General features: G+C 61.0%; 20 protein-coding genes and 4 pseudogenes. 17 read left to right on the plus strand and 7 right to left on the minus strand.

Features of this window, described 5'->3' with window-relative positions; all coding sequences use genetic code 11:
• The 12 genes and pseudogenes from AC0V2S_RS04540 to AC0V2S_RS04595 form a co-directional block, all read left to right on the plus strand.
• Positions 1-589 (plus strand): glutamine synthetase (locus AC0V2S_RS04540; protein ID WP_475508709.1); only part of this gene is annotated, 589 nt, incomplete at its 5' end.
• A gap of 129 nt (positions 590-718) precedes the next feature.
• A pseudogene (locus AC0V2S_RS04545) lies at positions 719-1,579 on the plus strand (glutamine synthetase family protein).
• 316 nt (positions 1,580-1,895) lie between these two features.
• Positions 1,896-2,195, plus strand: a complete 300-nt coding sequence (locus AC0V2S_RS04550; RefSeq protein ID WP_475508710.1) for a cupin domain-containing protein — start codon at positions 1,896-1,898, stop codon at positions 2,193-2,195.
• Between the two features lie 222 nt (positions 2,196-2,417).
• Complete coding sequence (locus tag AC0V2S_RS04555; protein ID WP_475508096.1) at positions 2,418-2,984, plus strand: DUF4124 domain-containing protein; 567 nt, start codon at positions 2,418-2,420, stop codon at positions 2,982-2,984.
• A gap of 3 nt (positions 2,985-2,987) precedes the next feature.
• Positions 2,988-3,611 (plus strand): DUF4124 domain-containing protein, encoded by a 624-nt coding sequence (locus AC0V2S_RS04560; protein ID WP_475508095.1) that lies wholly within the window; start codon positions 2,988-2,990, stop codon positions 3,609-3,611.
• 200 nt (positions 3,612-3,811) lie between these two features.
• Entirely contained in the window at positions 3,812-4,897 is a 1,086-nt protein-coding gene (gene glnL / locus AC0V2S_RS04565) for a nitrogen regulation protein NR(II) (protein ID WP_475508094.1), read from the plus strand.
• Positions 4,894-5,805, plus strand: a pseudogene (gene ntrC, locus AC0V2S_RS04570) (nitrogen regulation protein NR(I)); the annotation flags it as partial. The gene glnL and the pseudogene ntrC, both read left to right, overlap by 4 nt.
• Before the next feature lies 1 nt (position 5,806).
• Positions 5,807-6,591: pseudogene (locus AC0V2S_RS04575) on the plus strand (carbohydrate ABC transporter permease).
• Positions 6,592-6,610: 19 nt separating this feature from the next.
• Positions 6,611-7,585: a carbohydrate ABC transporter permease gene (locus tag AC0V2S_RS04580; protein WP_475508729.1), complete on the plus strand. Its 975-nt coding sequence runs from the start codon at positions 6,611-6,613 to the stop codon at positions 7,583-7,585.
• Positions 7,503-8,597, plus strand: a complete 1,095-nt coding sequence (locus tag AC0V2S_RS04585; RefSeq protein WP_475508711.1) for an ABC transporter ATP-binding protein — start codon at positions 7,503-7,505, stop codon at positions 8,595-8,597. Before AC0V2S_RS04580 ends, AC0V2S_RS04585 begins: the two co-directional genes overlap by 83 nt.
• A gap of 280 nt (positions 8,598-8,877) precedes the next feature.
• A pseudogene (locus AC0V2S_RS04590) lies at positions 8,878-10,097 on the plus strand (carbohydrate porin).
• A gap of 79 nt (positions 10,098-10,176) precedes the next feature.
• Entirely contained in the window at positions 10,177-11,031 is an 855-nt protein-coding gene (locus AC0V2S_RS04595; RefSeq protein WP_475508730.1) for a D-hexose-6-phosphate mutarotase, read from the plus strand.
• Positions 11,032-11,245: 214 nt separating this feature from the next.
• Here the strand turns inward: AC0V2S_RS04595 and AC0V2S_RS04600 are convergent, their stop codons facing one another.
• Complete coding sequence (locus AC0V2S_RS04600; protein WP_475508731.1) at positions 11,246-12,106, minus strand: MurR/RpiR family transcriptional regulator; 861 nt, start codon at positions 12,104-12,106, stop codon at positions 11,246-11,248.
• Positions 12,107-12,317: 211 nt separating this feature from the next.
• On the opposite strand from AC0V2S_RS04600, the gene zwf reads away from it, so the two are divergent.
• Genes zwf through AC0V2S_RS04615 form a run of 3 tightly spaced genes read left to right on the plus strand, consistent with a single transcriptional unit; the run spans position 12,318 to position 15,163 of the window.
• Positions 12,318-13,787: a glucose-6-phosphate dehydrogenase gene (gene zwf, locus AC0V2S_RS04605; protein ID WP_475508712.1), complete on the plus strand. Its 1,470-nt coding sequence runs from the start codon at positions 12,318-12,320 to the stop codon at positions 13,785-13,787.
• The gene (pgl, locus tag AC0V2S_RS04610; protein WP_475508713.1) at positions 13,774-14,490 is read left to right on the plus strand and encodes a 6-phosphogluconolactonase; all 717 of its coding nucleotides are present in this window, start codon (positions 13,774-13,776) and stop codon (positions 14,488-14,490) included. The genes zwf and pgl overlap by 14 nt, the downstream gene beginning before the upstream one ends.
• A gap of 1 nt (position 14,491) precedes the next feature.
• Entirely contained in the window at positions 14,492-15,163 is a 672-nt protein-coding gene (locus tag AC0V2S_RS04615; RefSeq protein WP_475508714.1) for a bifunctional 4-hydroxy-2-oxoglutarate aldolase/2-dehydro-3-deoxy-phosphogluconate aldolase, read from the plus strand.
• 134 nt (positions 15,164-15,297) lie between these two features.
• Here the strand turns inward: AC0V2S_RS04615 and AC0V2S_RS04620 are convergent, their stop codons facing one another.
• The 6 genes from AC0V2S_RS04620 to AC0V2S_RS04645 form a co-directional block, all read right to left on the minus strand.
• Positions 15,298-16,614 carry a sensor histidine kinase gene (locus AC0V2S_RS04620; RefSeq protein WP_475508715.1) on the minus strand — a complete coding sequence of 439 codons (1,317 nt, stop codon included), beginning with the start codon at positions 16,612-16,614 and terminating at the stop codon, positions 15,298-15,300.
• A gap of 231 nt (positions 16,615-16,845) precedes the next feature.
• The gene (locus AC0V2S_RS04625) at positions 16,846-17,289 is read right to left on the minus strand and encodes a Spy/CpxP family protein refolding chaperone (RefSeq protein WP_475508716.1); all 444 of its coding nucleotides are present in this window, start codon (positions 17,287-17,289) and stop codon (positions 16,846-16,848) included.
• A gap of 224 nt (positions 17,290-17,513) precedes the next feature.
• Positions 17,514-18,191 (minus strand): response regulator transcription factor, encoded by a 678-nt coding sequence (locus AC0V2S_RS04630; RefSeq protein WP_475508717.1) that lies wholly within the window; start codon positions 18,189-18,191, stop codon positions 17,514-17,516.
• Between the two features lie 26 nt (positions 18,192-18,217).
• Positions 18,218-18,646 (minus strand): SH3 domain-containing protein, encoded by a 429-nt coding sequence (locus AC0V2S_RS04635; protein WP_475508718.1) that lies wholly within the window; start codon positions 18,644-18,646, stop codon positions 18,218-18,220.
• 57 nt (positions 18,647-18,703) lie between these two features.
• A complete protein-coding gene (locus AC0V2S_RS04640) occupies positions 18,704-19,003 on the minus strand; it encodes a YciI family protein (protein WP_475508719.1) in 300 nt (99 codons plus the stop codon).
• Between the two features lies 1 nt (position 19,004).
• Complete coding sequence (locus AC0V2S_RS04645) at positions 19,005-19,610, minus strand: septation protein A (protein ID WP_475508720.1); 606 nt, start codon at positions 19,608-19,610, stop codon at positions 19,005-19,007.
• A 166-nt stretch (positions 19,611-19,776) separates the two neighbouring features.
• Between AC0V2S_RS04645 and AC0V2S_RS04650 the strand changes: the two genes are divergently transcribed.
• Entirely contained in the window at positions 19,777-20,640 is an 864-nt protein-coding gene (locus AC0V2S_RS04650; RefSeq protein WP_475508721.1) for a PHP domain-containing protein, read from the plus strand.
• A 28-nt stretch (positions 20,641-20,668) separates the two neighbouring features.
• Positions 20,669-21,298 carry an L-threonylcarbamoyladenylate synthase gene (locus AC0V2S_RS04655; RefSeq protein ID WP_475508722.1) on the plus strand — a complete coding sequence of 210 codons (630 nt, stop codon included), beginning with the start codon at positions 20,669-20,671 and terminating at the stop codon, positions 21,296-21,298.

Raw genomic sequence — 21,298 nt, forward strand, 5'->3', positions numbered from 1 at the left:
ATCGGCGGCGCACCAAAATGAGTCTCGCCATTTAACCAGAGCCTCATATTGGTGCATTGCCCGCTATGTTTTTGCCGCGCAGCCCCCGCTACGCCTGAGTTTCGTGCATCAAACCCACTTCGGGGCACTGGCATGCAATTTGCTCCCTTGTGAGGCAGGTTGCCCTGGCGGACTATGCCGCCCGGCTTCACCGTTTTATTTGGGGCTAAAAAATCACAACGCCCCACCATCTGGAGGACACCATGTCGAAGGCGCTTCAACTAATCAAAGAACACGACGTGAGTGGGTTGACCTGCGCTTCACCGATACCAAAGGCAAGCAGCACCACGTGACCATGCCGGCCCGTGACGCCCTTGACGACGAATTCTTCGAAGTCGGCAAAATGTTCGACGGCTCCTCGATCCATGGCTGGAAAGGCATCGAAGCCTCCGACATGATCCTGCTGCCAGTAGACAGCACTGCCGTGCTCGACCCGTTCACCGAGAGCCAGCCAACCCTGATCCTGGTTTGCACATCATCGAACCATCGACCATGCAAGGCTACGACCGCGACCCGCGCTCCATCGCTTCGCGTGCCGAGGAATACCTAAGACCACCGTATCGGTGACACCCGTATTCGTTGGCCCGGAACCAGAATTCTTCATCTTCGACGAAGTAAAATTCAAATCCGACATCTCCGGCTCCATGTTCAAGATCTACTCTCCGAACAAGGCTCCTGGATGTCCGACGCTGACATCGAAACCGGCAACAAAGGCCACCGTCCAGGCGTTAAAGGTGGTTACTTCCCGGTTCCGCCATGCGACCACGACCACGAAATCCGTACTGCCATGTGTAATGCCATGGAAGAAATGGGCCTGGTCATCGAAGTTCACCACCACGAAGTGGCGACTGCTGGTCAGAACGAAATCGGCGTTAAGTTCAACACCCTAGTAGCCAAGGCTGACGAAGTTCAGACCCTGAAGTACTGCGTACACAACGTAGCTGATGCCTACGGCAAAACCGCTACCTTCATGCCTAAGCCGCTGTACGGCGATAACGGTTCGGGTATGCACGTTCACCTGTCGATCGGTAAAGACGGCAAGAACACCTTCGCCGGCGAAGGCTATGCCGGCCTGTCCGATACCGCTCTGTTCTTCATCGGCGGCATCATCAAGCACGGTAAGGCACTGAACGGCTTCACACCAACCCGTCGACCAACTCCTACAAGCGTCTGGTCCCAGGTTTCGAAGCTCCGTAATGCTGGCCTACTCGGCTCGTAACCGTTCCGCTTCCATCCGTATCCCGTACGTTTCCAGCCGAAAGCTCGCCGCATCGAAGCGCGCTTCCCGGATCCGGCTGCCAACCCGTACCTGGCCTTCGCAGCTCTGCTGATGGCTGGTCTGGACGGTATTCAGAACAAGATCCACCCTGGCGACGCAGCGGACAAGAACCTGTACGACCTGCCTCCAGAAGAAGGCAAGCTGATTCCGCAAGTGTGCGGCAGCCTGAAAGAAGCTCTGGAAGAACTGGACAAGGGCCGTGCGTTCTTGACCAAGGCGGCGTGTTCAGCGACGACTTCATCGATGCCTACATCGAGCTGAAGAGCGAAGAAGAAATCAAAGTGCGCACCTTCGTGCACCCTCTGGAATACGACCTGTACTACAGCGTTTAAGTAGAACAGCGTCCAAGCCAGACACGCTCGCTTTCATAGCGGCGTGATTGAGAAGGCCTCCCTCGGGAGGCCTTTTTTATTTCCGCCTTTCACACCGTACAAAGCGCCATCGCGCGGCATCAGCGCGCCTTGCCTGACAGCCCGCAGCAGCGATTACCCGTATTCCTCCCTCTGTACCCCCAACAGTTGGAGCGACGCCATGAACCCACGCCAGATCGCCACCACAGCCCTCAGCTGCCTGTGGCTTGCCGCTGCAGCCACACCCTCGACAAGCCCGCATCGAATCGCAAGTCCTGCTTAAAACCACCATCTCCTGGGATGGCACGCCGTACACCAGCTACCCGCGCGGCACGCCGGAATTGACCTTGGTGAAAATCCATATCCCTCCCAATTCCGTGCTTGATTGGCACACTCACCCCATCCCCAACGCCGCTTATATGCTTGCTGGCGAACTCACCGTCGAAACCCGCAAGCCGGGACAAAGGCGCCTACTCAAACAGGGCGACACGTTGGCGGAAACGGTGGGCATCATTCACCGCGCATGACCGGCGAACAGCCAGCCGACCTGCTGGTGTTCTATGCCGGCGTGCCGATGCTGCCACTCAGCGAAAAAAACAGGTAAGGCCGCCCGTGATGGCCGAGCGCCTCCCAGCAGAGGCGCTTTTTATTGCCCGCAATCTTGTTCTCGTGCACAGCGATAAGCGGACAAACTTGCCAGCGCCGCATTGCAGTGCAAGGCTAAGCACACACCCCACGGAACCCACGCCATGCGCCTGATCGTGACCTGCCTGTTAGCCGCCCTGGCCCTGCCCGCCAGCGCCGAGATCTACAAGTACACCGACGCCAACGGCAACACCGTTTTCACCAACCAGCCGCCCCAAGGCACCAACGCCGAAGCCGTCACCCTGCCGCCGGTAAACACCGTGCAATCGCCACCTCCACCCACCATGCCGGGCAACTCGCAGGAGCCATCGGCAACCGAACAAATCTACAGCGTGCTGGAAATTGCCAATGTGCCGGACGAAGAAGCGCTACGCGCCAACGACGGTAGCTTCACCGTGAGCGTGAACATCCAACCACAACTGCGCATCGGCGACAGCCTGCAGCTGCTGCTCGACGGCCAGCCCTATGGCGGCCTGACCAGCAGTCTGCAGTTCCCCCTCAACAATGTGGACCGCGGCGAACACAGCCTCTCGGTGCAGGTGTTTAGCGGCGATCGCCTGATTCAGCAGAGCGCCACCGTCACTTTCACTACGCAGCGCATCAGCACCAACAGCCCAGCCCGTCCGCCGATCAAACCGACGCCCAAACCGACTCCAAGGCCAGCCAACTAAACCATGCGATTCGCTCTGCTCTGCCTGCTGTTGCTGGGCCTCCCAGCCGTGGCCGATGTGTATACCTATATTGATAGCGAAGGTAACCGGGTCTTTACCGACCAACCGAGGGGCAATGCCAAGAAGGTGGAGATCGCCCCCACCAATGGCATGAACCAGACCACACCGCCAACCGTACGGGTGCCCGTGCCGGTAGTAGCACCCGCGCCGTTGGCCACGTATCAGCTGTTGCGCATTCTGGTGCCCGAACCCGATGCCACGGTGCAGGAAGGCTCGTCCGGCGACCTGATCGTCACGCTGACCAGCGACCCGGCACTGATGGAGGGCCACAACTACCGCTTGCTGCTCGATGGCACCGTGGCTGGCACACCCGGGCGCAGCCCGGTGATTCCGCTGACCAACCTGGACCGTGGCACCCACCAGTTGGCGGCAGAGATTATCGACGCCGAAGGGCGCAGCGTTGCGCGCACGCCGAGCCAACCCGTGCATATCGTGCGCACCTCGCTCGACAGTAAGCGCCGAGCCAATCCCTGCTCGAAAGGCGACTGGGGCGTGCGGCCGGAATGCCCGCTCAAGGACAAACCCAAAGACGATGACGACGACATCCCCTTCGTCCCCTTCCTCTAACCGTCTAGCCGTCACGCACAAAGCACCATATTGGTGCTTTGTGACGCACCAAATTCTATGCTCTCCCTGTTTTGGTTCGCTCATGGCGGCTGACGGTGCAGCAAAACGACCCAATTTCCCTGTTTACGCCGCTATCACGCGTCTTTTCGGGGCTTTGGTTTGCTTTTTGCATTTTCAGTCCCATTCTCGGGATCCCATAGATGACCATCAACGACGCACTGCACCGCCTGCTGCTGGACAACCTGACCACCGCGACTCTGCTGCTCAACGCCGAACTGCGCCTTGAGTACATGAACCCCGCGGCGGAAATGCTTCTGGCCGTCAGCGGCCAGCGCAGCCACGGCCAATTCATCAGTGAGTTGTTTACCGAATCGCCCGAAGCGCTGGCCTCGTTGCGCCAGGCTGTCGAAGAGGCGCACCCCTTCAATAAGCGCGAAGCGGTGCTGATCGCCCTCACCGGCCAGACCCTGACCGTGGACTATGCGGTTACGCCGATTCTCAACCGCGGCGCCACCCTGCTGCTGCTTGAGGTTCATCCGCGTGATCGCCTGCTGCGCATCACCAAGGAAGAAGCCCAGCTGTCCAAGCAGGAAACCACCAAAATGCTGGTGCGCGGCCTCGCCCATGAAATAAAGAATCCACTGGGTGGCATTCGCGGCGCCGCACAGCTGCTGGCCCGAGAACTGCCAGACGAAAACCTCAAGGATTACACCAACGTCATCATCGAAGAGGCCGACCGCCTGCGTAATCTGGTCGACCGCATGCTCGGCTCCAACAAGCTGCCATCGCTGGCAATGACCAACGTGCACGAAGTACTGGAGCGGGTCAGCAGCCTGGTGGAGGCCGAGAGCCAGGGCGGCATCACCTTGGTGCGCGACTACGACCCGAGCATCCCCGACGTATTGATCGACCGCGAGCAGATGATTCAGGCGGTGCTCAATATCGTGCGCAACGCCATGCAAGCCATCGGCGGCCAGAATGAATTCCGCCAGGGCCGCATCATGCTGCGTACCCGTACCTTGCGGCAGTTCACCATTGCCCACACCCGCCACCGCCTGGTGGCGAAGGTGGAAATCATCGACAACGGCCCGGGCATTCCGGCTGAACTTCAAGAAACCATTTTCTATCCCATGGTCAGTGGTCGTCCGGACGGTACCGGACTGGGCTTGGCTATCACCCAGAACATCATCAGTCAGCATCAGGGGCTGATCGAATGCGAGAGCCACCCTGGCCACACCGTGTTTTCGATCTTCCTGCCGTTGGAACAAGGAGTTACTTCGTCATGAGCCGCAGCGAAACCGTCTGGATTGTCGACGACGATCGTTCCATCCGTTGGGTACTGGAAAAAGCCCTGCAGCAAGAAGGCATGACCACCACCAGCTTCGACAGTGCCGACGGCGTGCTCAGCCGTCTTAGCCGTCAGCAGCCGGACGTGATCATTTCGGACATCCGCATGCCCGGTGCCAGTGGCCTGGACTTGCTGGCGCGCATTCGCGAGCTCTACCCGCGTTTGCCGGTGATTATAATGACCGCCCATTCCGACCTGGAAAGCGCGGTGGCTTCCTATCAGGGCGGCGCCTTTGAATACCTTCCCAAACCCTTCGACGTGGACGAGGCTGTTTCGCTGGTAAAGCGAGCCTTCCAACACGCCCAGGAACAGCAAGGCCTGCACGTGCCGGTTGAGCAGACCCGCACTCCGGAAATCATCGGCGAAGCGCCGGCGATGCAGGAAGTGTTTCGCGCCATCGGCCGCCTGAGCCACTCGAACATCACCGTGCTTATTAATGGTGAGTCGGGCACCGGTAAAGAATTGGTTGCCCACGCCCTGCATCGGCACAGTCCGCGCGCGGCGTCGCCATTTATTGCGCTGAACATGGCGGCGATTCCGAAAGACCTGATGGAATCCGAGCTGTTCGGCCATGAGAAAGGCGCTTTTACCGGCGCGGCCAACCAGCGTCGCGGTCGTTTCGAGCAAGCCGACGGCGGCACCCTGTTCCTCGATGAAATCGGCGATATGCCGGCCGACACCCAAACGCGGTTGCTGCGCGTATTGGCCGATGGCGAGTTCTACCGCGTCGGCGGCCATACGCCGGTGAAAGTGGACGTGCGCATCATCGCCGCCACCCACCAGAATCTGGAAAACCTGGTGCAGGCCGGCAAGTTCCGTGAAGACTTGTTCCACCGCCTGAACGTACATCCTCTGCGACGTTCATTCTGTCCTTACCAATTCCAGCTTTATGCCCAGCTACAAGTGGGTCGCGTGCAGCAATACGTGCGCCTGCTGGATAACGATCGCTGGTGGGTAGCGAGCAAAAACTGGTGGTGTTTGGCGGCATGTTTATCGCCATCAGCCTGGTGCTCGGGGTGTTTCTGGCGGTGCTGCTGGACCAGCGCATTCGCAAGGAAGGCTTTATCCGCACCATCTATCTGTACCCGATGGCGCTCTCGATGATCGTACCGGTACCGCCTGGAAATGGCTGCTCACCCCGGCCTGGGCCTGGACAAAATGCTGCGCGACTGGGCTGGGAGGGCTTTCGCCTCGACTGGCTGGTTGACCAGGAACGCGTGGTGTACTGCCTGGTAATCGCCGCCGTCTGGCAAGCCTCGGGATTTGTGATGGCGATGTTCCTTGCCGTCTGCGCGGCGTTGATCAGTCGATCATCCGTGCCGCCCAGGTGGACGGCGCCAGTCTGCCGACCATCTACCTGCGCATCGTGCTGCCGAGCCTGCGCCCGGTATTTTTCAGCGCCTTCATGATCCTCGCGCACATCTCCATCAAGAGCTTCGACTTGGTGGCGGCAATGACGGCGGGCGGCCCTGGCTACTCGTCCGACCTGCCGGCGATGTTCATGTATTCCTTCACCTTCAGCCGCGGCCAGATGGGCATCGGTTCAGCCAGCGCCATGCTGATGCTGGGCGCGATCCTGACCATTCTGGTGCGTACCTGTACTCCGAGCTGCGGAACAAGCGCCATGACTAACTCTATCGCTGCAACGCCAATGGCCCGCCCATTCGCCAAGTCTTCGATCAGCTTCAGCCGCATCGCGATCTACGTGACCCTGTTCGGCGCGGCAGCGGTGTACCTGATTCCGCTGGTGGTGATGCTGCTGACCAGCTTCAAAACCCCCGACGACATCCGTACCGGCAACCTGTTGAGCTGGCCGCAAGTGGTCGACGGCATCGGCTGGATCAAGGCCTGGGACATCGTCGGCGGCTACTTCTGGAACTCGGTGAAAATCACCGTGCCGGCCGTGCTGATCTCTACCTTTATCGGTGCCATGAACGGCTACGTGCTGTCTATGTGGCGCTTCCGGGGTTCGGAGCTGTTCTTCGGTCTGTTGCTGTTCGGCTGCTTCCTGCCGTTCCAGACCGTGCTGCTGCCAGCCTCGTTCACCCTCGGCAAGCTCGGCCTGGCCAACACCACCGCCGGCCTGGTGCTGATTCACGTGGTGTACGGCATGGCCTTCACCACCTTGTTCTTCCGCAACTTTTACGTGTCGATTCCAGATGCCCTGGTCAAGGCTGCACGCCTTGATGGCGCGGGCTTCTTCACCATCTTCGGGCGGATTCTGCTGCCCATGTCGGTGCCGATCATCATGTGTGCCTCATCTGGCAATTCACCCAGATCTGGAACGACTTCCTCTTCGGTGGTGTTCGCCAGCGGCGATGCACAACCGATCACCGTGGCCCTCAACAACCTGGTGAACACCAGCACCGGGGCCAAGGAATACAACGTGGACATGGCCGCAGCGATGATCGCCGGCCTGCCAACGCTGCTGGTTTACATCGTCGCGGGCAAGTATTTCCTGCGTGGGCTCACGGCGGCGCGGTCAAGGGGTAAAGCATGGCAACTCTCGAACTCAAGAACGTCAAAAAGACCTACGCAGCGGCTTGCCAGACACCCTCAAAGACATCGAGCTGAAGATCGAGTCGGGCGAGTTTCTGATCCTGGTGGGTCCGTCGGGTTGCGGTAAATCGACCCTGATGAACTGCATCGCAGGCCTGGAAAACATCACCGGCGGCGAGATTCTGGTGGATGGCGCCGACATCAGCGGCATGAGCCCGAAAGACCGTGACATCGCCATGGGGTTTCAGAGCTACGCCCTGTACCCGACCATGAACGTGCGCGAGAACATCGCGTTCGGTTTGAAGATGCGCAAGATGAGCCCGGCGGCCATCGAAGAAGAAGTTGTGCGCGCGTCGCCAAACTGCTGCAGATCGAACAACCTGCTCACCCGCAAACCTGGCCAGCTTTCCGGCGGCCAGCAACAGCGCGTGGCCATGGGCCGAGCCCTGGCGCGGCGGCCGAAGATTTACCTGTTCGACGAACCGCTGTCGAACCTCGACGCCAAGCTGCGCGTCGTCGAGATGCGCACCGAAATCAAGCTGATGCACCAGCGCCTGAAAACCACCACCGTCTACGTGACCCACGACCAGATCGAGGCCATGACGCTCGGCGACAAAGTGGCGGTGATGAAGGACGGTATCGTTCAGCAATTCGGCACCCCGCAACAGATCTACAACGACCCGGCCAACCTGTTCGTGGCGAGCTTTATCGGGTCGCCGCCGATGAACTTCATTCCCCTGCGTCTGCAACGCCGTGACGGCCGTTTGTTGGCGCTGCTTGACTCCGGCCAGGCCCGTTGCGAGCTGCCGCTGGCCATGCAGGACGAAGGCCTGGAAAACCGCGAAGTGATCCTCGGCATTCGCCCCGAGCAGATCACCCTGGCGTCCGCCGGCGTGAACCTGCCGAGCATTCTCACCGAAGTGGAAGTGATCGAGCCGACCGGCCCGACACCCTGGTGTTCGTCAACCTCAACCAAACCAAGGTGTGCTGCCGCTTGGCGCCAGACATGGCGCCGAAAGTGGGCGAGACCCTGGAACTGCAATTCGATCCCGACAAGGTGCTGCTGTTCGACGCTAAGAGCGGAGAGCGCCTGGGGCTGTTGGGAAAGTCGCAGCCTGCTGAAACAGCAGGCCGCGTAACGCGTTTGATCCCGCGCTAAGGCGAGGGAGCAACAAGCTGGGTTTGCGTGGTTTTTTTCAGTCGTGGTGCGCGGCGTCTTTGGCTAGCGCCCCGGCTGGATTTTTTTAACCACCGCCCAGGGCAACACATGGATACGTAAGCCTGCCTTAGGGCAGGGCGATGCAGGAGGCCTTTGGGCCCCACGATCAGCGCGGGACGCACTGAGTTTTGGTCCGCTCCCGTCTGGGTGTTATCCGAAGCGCAACAACAATAAAAATGAGTGGAGTGGATATGAACGCGATGAAAAAAAGTCTCTGGGCACTGCCGTGCGCCCTGGTGGTGTTTCCCTGGTCCGCCCAGGCTCTGGAGTTCAGTGGCTACACCCGTAACGGGGTGGGCACGTCGGTAAACAGTTCCGGCCAGCAATGCTTCCAGTTGCAAGGTGCCAAATCCAAATACCGTCTTGGTAACGAATGCGAGCAGTACACCGAGTTGGATCTGCGTCAGGATCTGTTTTCGCTCGATGACGGTTCGATTCTGAGCGTCGAGGGCATGGCCAGCTCTACAACCAATACGACAAAACCCCGAAATACACCGGCGATTACGGCTTTGCCCGTGCCAACCAGATCTACGCCGAGTGGAGCAAAATGCCCGCACTCAACGGCGGTTCGTTCTGGGCCGGTCGACGTTTCTACAAACGTAACGACATCCATATCTCCGACTTCTACTACTGGAACCAGAGCGCCACGGGTTTTGGCCTGGACTCGGTGCAGATCGGCGATCTCAAGTACAGCTACGTATTCTCCCGCAAGGACAACTACGACCAGAAGCCGTACGTGAACCGTCATGACTTCAACGTCGACGGCTTCAACACCAACCCCAACGGCACTGTGCAGGTGGGCGTCAGCTACATCGACAAGCCAAGCAACAACGACGTTGAAAAGCACAGCGGTTACTCGGTCACCGTGCAGCACAAACAGAAAGAATTCCTCGGCGGCGTGAACACCTTCGCCCTGCAATACGGTGAGGGTCCAGGTACTGGCCTCGGCTACACCGGCGACACCTCGCTCGACAGCAGCGCCAAGAACTGGCGTGCGGTGGAATTCTTCGACTGGCAGATCACCAAGCACTTCGGTGGCCAGTTCGAAGTGGTGTACGAGAAAGACAAACGTGAAGACGGCCAAGACCAGAACTGGCTGTCCGTTGGCGTGCGTCCGGTGTATGCGCTTACCGACACCTTCAAGCTCGTCACCGAGCTGGGCCGCGACCAAGTGGAAGCACCCGGCGGCACCCGCAAGCTGACCAAGTTCACCGTGGCACCGACCTGGTCGCCAATGGGCCCGGGCTTCACCACTCGTCCTGAGTTCCGTTTGTACTACACCTATGCAAGCTGGAACGAAGCGGCACAACGTTCGGCCAGCATGGTCGCCGCAGGTTCGGCGCTGTCGGATACCGGCGCCTTCGGCACCGATCTGCACGGCTCCAACTTCGGTGTGCAAGTCGAGTACTGGTGGAAGTAATGCCTGAGCGCGGTCGATGAGTCGTAAAACAGTCAGGCCCATCGTGCCGCGCCCGGAACTTGTGGCGGCCAGCGAGCAGATGCGAGTAGAGGAGAACCCTCTGAGCGCGCTGCTGGCTGGCGCTGGCAAGCCCCTTTTCAGTTGGACGCGCCATCAGGAGCGCGACCTCTTTCTTATCAGCCACCCGACCTGCGACGCGGTATTCAGCCGCCAGGGCGGGCAGTTGCTGCACTTCCAACCCAAAGGCCAACGGCCCTGGCTGTGGTGCGCCGCGCGCTGGCCAAAACATGGCGCCATTCGCGGCGGCGTGCCGGTGTGCTGGCCATGGTTTAGCCGCCACCCGACCGAAAGCGGCTGGCCGTCCCACGGCTGGGCGCGGTTGAGTGATTGGGAGTTGGTAAGCCATGAGGCGGACGCCAGCGGCGTGCGTCTGCAGTGGCGTTTGGATTTATGTGAATGGCAGGTCGACCTGTATGCCGAGTTGGGCGCCGAGCTGGGTTTGCGCTTGGTGACCCAGCATCAGGACAGCGAACCGTGCCAGCTTAGCCATGCGCTGCATGGGTATTGGCGAGTGGGCGATATGGCCCAGGTGGCCGTGCGTGGGCTGGAAGAAGCAGGTGGTTATGACCTGGTGGCCCGCGCTGATTTCCCGGCCGGTGCCGAGCTGCGCTTTGATAACGGCTGCCACCGGGTATACAGGCGAGCGGGGCGGGTGGAGCTGGAAGACCAGCTCTGGCGTCGGCGATTGCAGATTGATACGTCAGGCGGCGCTAACACCGTGGTGTGGCACCCAGGCGCAAGGCCCCTGGCCGATGTGGGCTGGCATGAGGCGTTGGGGTTTGTGTCGGTGCAGGCGGCGAGTTGTCGGGAAGACAGCGTCACCATTGGCCCTGGAGAAACCGCGGAGTTACGCCTCCACGCAAAACTCCAGTAGGAGCGAGCTTGCTCGCGAAGAGCCCAGACGCGACCTAGCAGAAATCGCCGTTCCCAGGGTTCGCGAGCAAGCTCGCTCCTACATAGGACTCGTTCCAAACTCCCGTCGTCCCCGCGTAGGCGGGGACCCAGAATGGTATGGCGAGCGGAGATTTATTCGAGAGTCTGGATCCCCGCCTGCGCGGGGATGACGGTGGAAGGTCGAGCTGTGACGATCAGCCCGGATCATCCTCATTCGGATACCGGCTGGCATTCAAACTCTCTTTGATCTTGCGCAGATGCGGCTGGAAATCCACCCCGCGGCGCAACGTCACCCCGGTCGCCAGTACATCGAGCACGGTGAGCTGGATGATGCGTGAGGTCATCGGCATATAAATGTCGGTGTCCTCGGGCAGCGGAATATCCAGGCTTAGCGTGCTGGTCTTGGCCAGCGGCGAATTGGCGGCCGTCAGGCTCAGCACTGACGCGCCGTTCTCCCGCGCCACCCGCGCCACTTCCACCAGCTCGCGGGTGCGGCCGGTGTAGGAAATGATCACGAACAAATCGCCGGTATGCGCCACCGAGGCGAGCATGCGTTGCATCAGCACGTCGGCGTGGGCAGTAACCGCGAGGTTGAAGCGGAAGAATTTATGTTGCGCGTCCAGGGCCACCGAAGCCGAGGCGCCAAGGCCGAAGAAGTTGATTTGCCGGGCCTGAATCAGCAAGTCGACGGCGCGGCTGATTTTTAGCGGGTCGAGCTGGCGGCAGGCGCTGTCGAGCGAGGCAATGGCACTGCCGAAGATTTTCTGTGTGTAGGCCTCGGGCACATCGTCAGCTTCCACTGCGCGGCTTACGTAGGCGGCGCCGCTGGCCAGGCTTTGCGCCAGCTGCATTTTCAATTCTGGATAACCGCTGACCCCGAACGAGCGGCAGAAGCGATTGACCGTTGGTTCACTCACCTGCGCTTCTTGCGCCAGGGTGGCGATGCTGAAACGGGTGGCCTGTTGCGGACTGCGCAGAATGGCCTCGGCCACCTTGCGTTCGGCTTTGTTCAGCTCGGCGAGTCGGCTCTGGATCTGCTCCAACAGGTTACGCACGCGTTCCATCTGGGTTCCTCGGTTATTGCGGGCCAATGCAGCCGTTGCGCTTGAGGCGCGGGCAGGGCGGCCTATCCTAACTGTGGGGCCCTGCAAACGGCCACTGCCGACGGTGATTACTGCGAAATGTTGTTTTGTTTACAACATTTAAGCTTGATTTAGTCCGGTTAACGCGGTATTTCTTCCAATACTTGATAAAAGAACAAATATCATGCCCGTGATCACTGCAAAACCCTGCACCCTTATCCTGTTTGGCGCCCTTGGCGATCTGGCCCTGCGCAAACTGTTTCCTGCCCTCTATCAGCTCGATCGCGCCGGTTTGCTGCACGCCGACACGCGCATCGTGTGCCTTGCTCGCGACCAGGGCGAACCCGCTACCCACCTGGCGTTTATCGACGACTGGATGCACCGCTATATCCCGGTGATGGACCTGGACGGCGAAGTGCTCGAGCGTTTCCGTCAGCGCCTGGCCTACATCAGCATGGAATTCGCCCAGCCCGAGGACTACGCCGCGCTGGTCAAAGAAGTGGGCGACGCCGACACCCTGATCGCCTATTTCGCCACCCCGGCATTCGTCTACGGCTCCATCTGCGCCAACCTGGCGGCGTGTGGCCTGGCCGAGAAAACCCGTGTGGTGCTGGAAAAACCCATCGGCCACGACCTGGAGTCGTCGCGCAAAATCAACGACGCCGTGGCCGCGCATTTCCCCGAGTCGCAGATTTATCGGATCGACCACTACCTCGGCAAAGAGACAGTGCAAAACCTCATTGCCCTGCGTTTTGCCAACAGCCTGTTCGAAACCCAGTGGAACCAGCACCACATCTCCCACGTGGAAATTACCGTGGCCGAAGTGGTCGGCATTGAAGGCCGCTGGGGCTACTTCGACCAGGCCGGTCAGCTGCGCGACATGATCCAGAACCACCTGCTGCAGCTGCTTTGCCTGATCGCCATGGACCCGCCGAGCGACCTGTCTGCCGACAGCATCCGCGACGAGAAAGTGAAAGTGCTCAAAGCCCTGGCGCCGATCACCCCTGAGCACATGAGCCGTGAAGTGGTGCGTGGCCAATACGTGGCCGGCAGCAGCGCTGGCAAACCGGTGCCCGGCTACCTGGAAGAAGACAACGCCAACCAGCAGAGCGACACCGAAACCTACGTGGCCGTGCGTGCGGAAATCCGCAACTGGCGCTGGTCCGGCGTGCCGTTCTACCTGCGTACCGGCAAGCGTATGCCGCAGAAACTGTCGCAGATCGTTATCCACTTCAAAGAGTCGTCGCACTACATCTTTGCCCCCGAACAGCGGCCGCTGGTGAGCAACCGGCTGATCATCCGCCTGCAACCGGACGAGGGCATTTCCCTGCAGGTGATGACCAAAGACCAAGGTCTGGACAAAGGCATGCAGCTGCGCAGCGGTCCGTTGCAGCTCAACTTCTCCGAAACCTACAAAGCCGCACGCATTCCCGACGCCTACGAACGGCTGTTGCTGGAAGTCACCCAGGGCAATCAGTACCTGTTCGTGCGCAAAGACGAGGTCGAGCACGCCTGGCTGTGGTGCGACCAATTGATTGCCGGCTGGAAACAGCTCGGCGACCCACCCAAGCCATACGCAGCCGGTTCCTGGGGACCAATGGCGGCGATGGCGTTGATTACCCGTGATGGGAGGTCCTGGTATGGCGATCTCTGAACTGCAATTCCCCGCTGGTGTGCAGGCCCTGAGCCAAGCCTCGGCAAAACAGCAAGCCACTGACTTGGCGGTGGCCGTGGCCGACGCTCTGACTTCGGCGTTGCGTGAACGCGATTTTGCCAGTCTGGTTTTGTCCGGCGGCCGCAGCCCGATCGCGTTTCTCGAAGCGCTATCGACCCATAAGCTCGATTGGGCGCGGGTGGTGGTCAGCCTCGCCGACGAGCGCTGGGTGCCCACCGAACACCCCGACAGCAACGAAGCCCTGGTGAAACGCCACCTGCTGCGCGGCGAAGCGGCGCGTGCCCACTTTATTGGGTTGTACCGCAGCCCGGCCACGCTGGACGCCTCGGTGGCCGGCGCCAATCTGGCCCTGAGCGAACTGCCCAAGCCCATCGACGTTCTGGTGCTGGGCATGGGCGACGACGGCCACACAGCCTCGCTGTTCCCCAACAGCCCGAACCTGGCACTGGCCTTGAGCGAAGACTGCGCCCAAAGCTGCCTGGCCATGCTGGCGCCGACTGTGCCCCATCAACGCATCACTATGACCCTGCCGCTCCTGCAGTCGGCGCGGTCGATCTTTCTGGCCGTGCAAGGCCCCGCCAAGTTGGCGACCTTGCGTACCGCGCTGGCCGGCGATGACGCCATGGTCATGCCGATTCGTGCCTTCCTGCGCTCGCCGCTGACTATTTACTGGTGCCCCTGACATGACACTTCTCAACAGCGTGATTCCGAGCATGGAAGAAAAAACCGCGCAGATCGACGCCATCTGCCGCGCCGCGCGCATCCTCCCGGTGGTGACCATCGACAGCGAAGACCAGATTCTGCCGATGGCCGATGCCCTGGCCGCCGGCGGTTTGCGCACCCTGGAAATCACCCTGCGCTCCGAACATGGCCTGACCGCCATTCGCGTGCTGCGTAAAGAACGCCCAGACCTGTGCATCGGCGCCGGCACCATTCTCGACCCGCAGATGTACCAGGCGGCGGAAGAGGCGGGCGCGCAATTTATCGTGAGCCCCGGCTGCACCGCCGAGCTGCTGCGCTTTGCCGTGGACAGCCGCATTCCGTTTCTGCCGGGTGTCGGCGGCGCGTCGGATTTGATGCTCGGTTACGGCATGGGTTATCGGCGCTTCAAGCTGTTTCCAGCCGAAGCCAGTGGCGGCATTCCGGCATTGAAAGCGTTGGGCGGGCCGTTCAACCAAGTGCGGTTTTGCCCGACTGGCGGCGTGAAGCCGGAAAATCTTCTGGCCTATATGGCCGTGCCGAATGTGATGTGCGTGGGCGGCAGTTGGATGCTCGATAGCGCATGGACGAAGGCGGGGGATTGGGCGCGGGTTGAGCAGGTGAGTCGTGAGGCGTTGGCGTTGCTTGATGCGTAAGACGGAAGATTCTGGGCCCCAGCCTTCGCTGGGGCGACGGTGATGTCAATCAAACTTCCGTCACCCCAGCGAAGGCTGGGGTCCAGAATGCTGGATCGAAGCACGCTACAAAATACCGTCGAAAGACGGTTTTTTTACACCCCCGGCAACACCAAACTCGCCACAAACCCACCCTCTGCATGATTGGCCAACTCCAACGTCCCGCCATGCCGTTCCGCCGCACGCCGGGCAATCGCCAACCCCAATCCATGCCCCGGCGCACTCTGCTCCGGCGCGCGGAAAAACGGCTCGCCCAACCGCGCCAAATGCTCCGGCAACACGCCCGGCCCATGGTCGCGCACGCTCAGCCGCACCTGACCATTCACCCGCTCGGCGCGTAGCTCAATCGGTTGCCCGGCCGGGTTAAACCGCAGCGCATTGCGCAGCAAGTTATCCAGCGCCCGCTCCAGCATCTCCGGCCAGCCCGACAGGCTCAGCCCCGGCTCCACGTGCATCGTCACCGGCTGCTCCGGCTCATTGAGCTCTGCATCTTGCTGACGATTTTCAAACAGCGCCGCGATGTCTACCGGCTGCGCGGCGCCGAGGTTGGCGTCCATTCGCGCCAGGGCAAGAATTTCGCTGATCAACGCTTCCAGCCGATCACATTCACGCTCCAGCCGTGGCCAGAGTTTTACCCGGTCTTCCGGCTCGGCGCGTTCGGCCAATGCCAGGGCAATGCGCAACCGCGCCAGGGGTGAACGCAGCTCGTGGGACACATCGCGCAGCAGCTGGCGCTGGCTGCTGATCAAGTCTTGCAGGCGCTCGCCCATGCGGTTGAAGTCGCCGGCCAATACGCCGAACTCATCGCGGCGCGTGGAAAGACGCGCCAGGGTGTGTTGCTGGTAAGCGGCCTGACCAAGGTCATGCACCGCGCCACGCAATTGCCCCAGCGGGCGGGTGATGGACAGTGTCAGTAATAAACTCAGTGCCGTCAGCACCAGAAAGGCGATGCCCAAGGCGCTCACCGGCATGAGCAGGCTGCCGCGGTGCCAGTCGTCCAGCTCCGGGTGGGGAATGCGGTAAATAAACAGATAGGTGTCGCCACCGGGGCTGGTGTAGTCGGTGGTCAGACGGCGCCAGGGCAGGCGGCGCGGGTCGTCGTGCTGGCGCTTTTCAAACGCCGCCGCGCGCTTGGGGAAGGTGCCTTGGATCAGCGCATTGCCGCTGTCATCCAGCACCTGGGTGTCGATATGGAAATCGCGTTTGCGCTGCTCCAGGTAATCCTGCGCGGCGTCGGCGCCCTTGCTCTCGTAGATGCTCGCCCAGGCTTCCGGCACACCTTGCAGGGCAGGGTGCTGGCTGAGAATCCAGGCGTCCTGATTCAGCAGGCGGCCGAGCAGAATCGACAGGCCTGCCACCAGCACGATGGCCAACCAGAAGCTGGCAAAAATCCGCCAAAAAAGTGAGCGCACAACGACTCCTTATAAACGAACAAAACCCACCCGGCGGTTAGGGCGGGTGGGTTGGAACACTTGCGTAACGTAGCTAACGAAGGACTTCAGCAACCCCCCGTCGTCCCAGCGAAGGCTGGGACCCAGAATCTGGAGCCGTGCGCAGTATCGTGCACCAGCCAGAATTCTGGGTCCCAGCCTGCGCTGGAATGACGGAGGTTTTTAGCGGGCTCTCCGTCATTTCTCGGCCAGTTACTGCGCCTTCGCCTGCTTAGCCTTCCACGCCTTGAACTCTTGCCACTCGGCGCGACGCGCTTCCATCTTTTTCTGTTTCTCGTCGAACTGCTTTTGCTGCTCAGGATTCAGCAGTGCGCGGATCTTGCCAGCGGTGGCTTCATGCTTGGCTTTGATCTCGTCCTGCATGGCCTTCTTGTCGGCGTCCGACAGTTTGTCGAGGTAGCGGCGGGTCAGCTCGTCACGGCTGTGCATCTGCTCGCCCATGATTTTGCCGATGGCCTGGCGCTGTTCTTTGCTCAGGTCCAGATCGCGAAACATGTCGGGGCCACGGTGCTCGCCGCGTGGGCCGCCGTCATGGGCGAAAGGAGGGCGTGGGCCGTCTTCGCCCGCCGATGGCATGGCCATGGCCATGGTAGGCAGGGCAGCGGCAAACAGAGCGGCGATGAGGGTTTTACGCATGGGATAACTCCTTGTCTGCAAACCGGCGTATTTGCCGGATGTGCCCAGTCTAGGGAACGCAAGGTCAAGCGCGGTCAGGTGGCGGTAAAGCTTAGGTAAAGACGTTGCTACATAACGAGGCGGCTTGTTTACACAGCGCCGTTTGCAGGAATCGAGGCTGAAGCCTCTCCCACAAAAAAACACGGTCCCTGTGGGAGAGGCTTTAGCCTCGATGCTTTTGATCTTCAGGCGCTGTAGTAGTAGCCGCGACTACGCAGCGCCAAAATCCGCGGACGGCCATCGGTGTGCGGGCCGATCTTCTTGCGCAGGTTGCTCACGTGCATATCCAGGCTGCGGTCGTACAAGGTCAGCTTGCGGCCCAGGGCCAACTGCGCCAATTCCTGCTTATCCACCGGCTCACCGGGTTGGCGCAGCAGCGCTTCCAGCAACCGGCTTTCGGAAACGGTGAGCACCACATCCAGCCCGGCGATGGTCACCGAACCGCGAATCGGGCTGAACGCCAAATCACCCAATTCCACCTGGCTCGAAGTAGCCACCGGCACACTGCGGCGCAGCACGGCGCGCAGGCGGGCGGTGAGTTCGCGGGGGTCGCAGGGTTTGGCCAGGTAGTCGTCGGCGCCCAGTTCCAGGCCGAGAATACGGTCCAGCGGCTCGCCGCGGGCCGAGAGCATCAGCACCGGCAAGTCCGGGTGGTCGGTGCGCAGTTGCTTGAGCAGTTCCAGGCCGCTGCCGTCGGGCAGCATCACGTCCAGCACCACGGCCGCCGGCGCCTCGCTGGCCAGTGCCATGCGCGCGCTGCGACCGTCGTGGCACGCGCGCACGTGGAAACCTTCCTGGCTCAGCCAACTGCTCAGCAGTTCGCAGAGTTCTACGTCATCGTCGATCAATAAGAGCGTGGACATAAGGCTGAGCTACCGCCAAAAGGCTTTCAGTTGATCCATGCGCGGTGGTTTTTTCGGCCACCGCGTAACAGCGCGCCGCAGAGCAGGGCCACCAGGGTGACCGCCGCGCCAATGGCAAACCAGCTCTGTTCCTCGCTAAGCAGCGGCGGTTGCTGGCTGGCCTGGGCTTCTTTGAGTTGCAACTTGAGCCGTTGGTTCTCTTGGCGCAAGCGGCCGATAACGGCGTTCTCGCGCACCTCAGCACTGCTTTGCAGCTGGGTGTTGAGCTCGGCGCGCTGGCGCTCGCTCTCGGCCAGGCGTTGCTCCAGGCTGTCCAGCTGCGCCTGCTCGGCGCTTACCGTCGAACTGACGTCGGCGGCGGCTGGGGTTTCTTCAGCGTGGGCTGGGGTGATTACACACAACGATGCAGCGAACAATGATGCAGAAAAGAACAGGGACAAAGGGCCTTGGCGCATCGACGTTCCTTATTAATGAGCTACTGCAGCGGCTGAGTGTTAACCCCGGGTGAAACGTTATGGCAGAACCAGCTTGAACGGCTTCACGACAACAGAGCCGTAAACGCCAGCAGCGCGATACGGGTCGGCGTCAGCCCAGCTTTGCGCGGCAATCAGCGACTCGAACTCGGCCACGATCAGGCTGCCGCTAAAACCGGCGGCGCCGGGGTCATTGCTGTCTACGGCCGGGTGCGGGCCGGCGAGTACCAGGCGGCCTTCGCTTTTCAGCTGTTCCAGGCGGGCCAGGTGAGCAGGGCGCACTGAAAGGCGGGCGTCGAGGGAATTGGCCACGTCGGTGGCGATGATCGCGTAGAGCATGTCAGTCCTTATTTTTAGCGGGGGCCGCAGGGTCGGCCTCAACGTCATGAATATGTTTGGCCAGGAATACGCCCTGGCCGACCAGGAACAGCAGCGTCATACCCAGGCTGCCGAACACTTTGAAGTCCACCCAGATGCTCGGGAAGGTAAAGGCCACAAACAGATTGGCGGCGCCGCTGATGATAAAAAAGATGATCCAGGCGATGTTCAGCTTTACCCAGATAGGCTCCGGCAGGCTGACCGCGTGGCCCATCATTCGCTTGATGAGCACCTTGTCGCCGATAAAGTGGCTACCGAGGAATGCCAGGGCAAACAGCCAGCTCACCACCGGCGCTTTCCACTTCAGAAAGGTTTCGCTGTGGAAGGCCAGAGTAAGGCTACCGAATACCAGGCACGCGATAAGGGTGAGCCATTGGCTCTTTTCCAGACGCTTCTGCACGATAAAGAAAATGCCGTACACCACGACGGAGCTGGCGATCAACATGGCGGTGGCGCTGAAAATACCGCCTAGCATGTAGGTATGACCGAAGAGGTCGATGGCGCGGGGTTCAATCTTGAAAACGATGAAAAACAGGATAAGCGGGATGAAGTCGAGGAATTGTTTCACAGTGGCAAGCCAGAAGCTGGATGTGCCGGCATAATAACAAACCCGAACCGTAGAGCTAGGCGCAGCGGCGCAGACTTTGTGCCACCGCGTGGTTTTTTTCGTACCAACTCTTTGTCCGTCCTGTTATCTACTGGTAACAACGTGCAAAACCCGAGATAACTATCTGATGACTGTTGACCTGCACTGCCATAGCACCGCTTCCGACGGCGCCCTCGCGCCCGCCGTGGTGGTTGCCCGCGCCCATGAGCGCGGCGTGCGGGTTTTAGCCCTCACCGACCACGACACCCTTGAAGGCCTCGACGAAGCCCGCGCCGCCGCCGTCGAGCTGGATATGCAGCTGGTCAACGGCGTCGAACTCTCCTGCACCTGGGGCGGCGCCACCATTCATGTACTCGGCTATGGCTTTGCCGCCAACGCCCCGGCGCTGGTGCAAGCCATCGCCGACCTGCACAGCGGCCGCTGGCTGCGTGCCGAAGAAATCGACCGGCGCCTGGCCCTCAAAGGCATGCCCGGCGCCCTCGACGGCGCCCGCGCCATTCAAAAAGAACTCGGCGACAGCGGCAACGCCCCGGCCCGCCCGCACTTCGCCGACTTTCTGGTACGTGAAGGCTACGTAAAAGACCGCGCCGAAGCGTTCCGCAAATGGCTCGGCTCCGGCAAGCTCGGCGACGTGAAACAACACTGGCCAACCCTTGAAGACGCCATCGGCACCCTGCGTGAAGCCGGCGCCTGGGTAAGCCTGGCCCACGCCTGGCAATACGACTTCACCCGCAGCAAACGGCGCAAGTTGATCATCGACTTCGTCGCCGCTGGCGGCCAGGCACTAGAAGTAGTCAACGGCATGCAGCCGGCCGAGCAGATTGGCGGCCTGGCGATTCTTGCCCGTGAATTCGGTCTGCTGGCCAGCGTCGGCAGTGACTTCCACGCCCCAGGAGACTGGTCGGAGCTGGGCATGTACCGCCCGCTACCGGAAGACCTGGCGCCACTGTGGCTGCGCTTCGATCATGTCCCACACGCTGCTGCCGGCTGAGCCGCAAACCTTCGAGAAGGGAACTCCCGTGAGTCAATTTTTCCAGGTGCACCCGGAAAACCCGCAAGCGCGGCTGATCAAGCAAGCCGTTGAAATCATCAAGGCCGGCGGCGTGGTGGTCTATCCCACCGACTCCTCCTACGCAGTGGGCTGCCATATCGGCGACAAAACCGCCGTCGAGCGCATCCGCCGCCTGCGCCAGCTCGACGACAAACACAACTTCACCCTGGTGTGCCGCGACCTCTCGCAGCTCGGCCTGTTTGCCAAGGTGGACACCGGCGCCTTCCGCCTGCTCAAAGGCCATACGCCGGGGCCCTACACCTTTATTCTCAACGCCACCCGCGAAGTGCCGCGCATGCTGCTGCACCCCAAGCGCCGCACCATTGGCCTGCGCGTGCCCAGCCACCCCATCGCCCAGGCGCTGCTCGAAGAACTCGGCGAGCCGCTGATGAGCACCAGCCTGATTCTGCCCGGCGAAAAAGAGCCGATGAGCGACCCCTATGAAATGCGCCAGGTGCTCGAACATCAGGTGGACCTGATCATCGACGGCGGCTTTGGCGGCCTGGCCGCGTCCACCGTGGTCAGCCTGGTCGATGACGAAGTGGTGCTGGTGCGCGTCGGCTGTGGCGACCCCACGCCGTTCGAGGCTGACGCCTAA

The sequence above is a fragment of the Pseudomonas sp. CC11G genome (assembly GCF_056174845.1).

Excerpts from the sequence above, each read along its gene's own strand:
- AC0V2S_RS04640 (WP_475508719.1), bottom strand. The coding sequence starts at position 19,003 with ATGCTCTACGCGATCATCGCCACCGACGTGGCCAATTCCCTCGACGCC.
- zwf (WP_475508712.1), top strand. The coding sequence starts at position 12,318 with ATGCCCGTGATCACTGCAAAACCCTGCACCCTTATCCTGTTTGGCGCC.
- AC0V2S_RS04635 (WP_475508718.1), bottom strand. The coding sequence starts at position 18,646 with ATGCGCCAAGGCCCTTTGTCCCTGTTCTTTTCTGCATCATTGTTCGCT.
- AC0V2S_RS04555 (WP_475508096.1), top strand. The coding sequence starts at position 2,418 with ATGCGCCTGATCGTGACCTGCCTGTTAGCCGCCCTGGCCCTGCCCGCC.
- AC0V2S_RS04560 (WP_475508095.1), top strand. The coding sequence starts at position 2,988 with ATGCGATTCGCTCTGCTCTGCCTGCTGTTGCTGGGCCTCCCAGCCGTG.
- AC0V2S_RS04625 (WP_475508716.1), bottom strand. The coding sequence starts at position 17,289 with ATGCGTAAAACCCTCATCGCCGCTCTGTTTGCCGCTGCCCTGCCTACC.
- AC0V2S_RS04615 (WP_475508714.1), top strand. The coding sequence starts at position 14,492 with ATGACACTTCTCAACAGCGTGATTCCGAGCATGGAAGAAAAAACCGCG.
- AC0V2S_RS04650 (WP_475508721.1), top strand. The coding sequence starts at position 19,777 with ATGACTGTTGACCTGCACTGCCATAGCACCGCTTCCGACGGCGCCCTC.
- AC0V2S_RS04595 (WP_475508730.1), top strand. The coding sequence starts at position 10,177 with ATGCGAGTAGAGGAGAACCCTCTGAGCGCGCTGCTGGCTGGCGCTGGC.
- glnL (WP_475508094.1), top strand. The coding sequence starts at position 3,812 with ATGACCATCAACGACGCACTGCACCGCCTGCTGCTGGACAACCTGACC.
- AC0V2S_RS04630 (WP_475508717.1), bottom strand. The coding sequence starts at position 18,191 with ATGTCCACGCTCTTATTGATCGACGATGACGTAGAACTCTGCGAACTG.
- pgl (WP_475508713.1), top strand. The coding sequence starts at position 13,774 with ATGGCGATCTCTGAACTGCAATTCCCCGCTGGTGTGCAGGCCCTGAGC.
- AC0V2S_RS04580 (WP_475508729.1), top strand. The coding sequence starts at position 6,611 with ATGGCCCGCCCATTCGCCAAGTCTTCGATCAGCTTCAGCCGCATCGCG.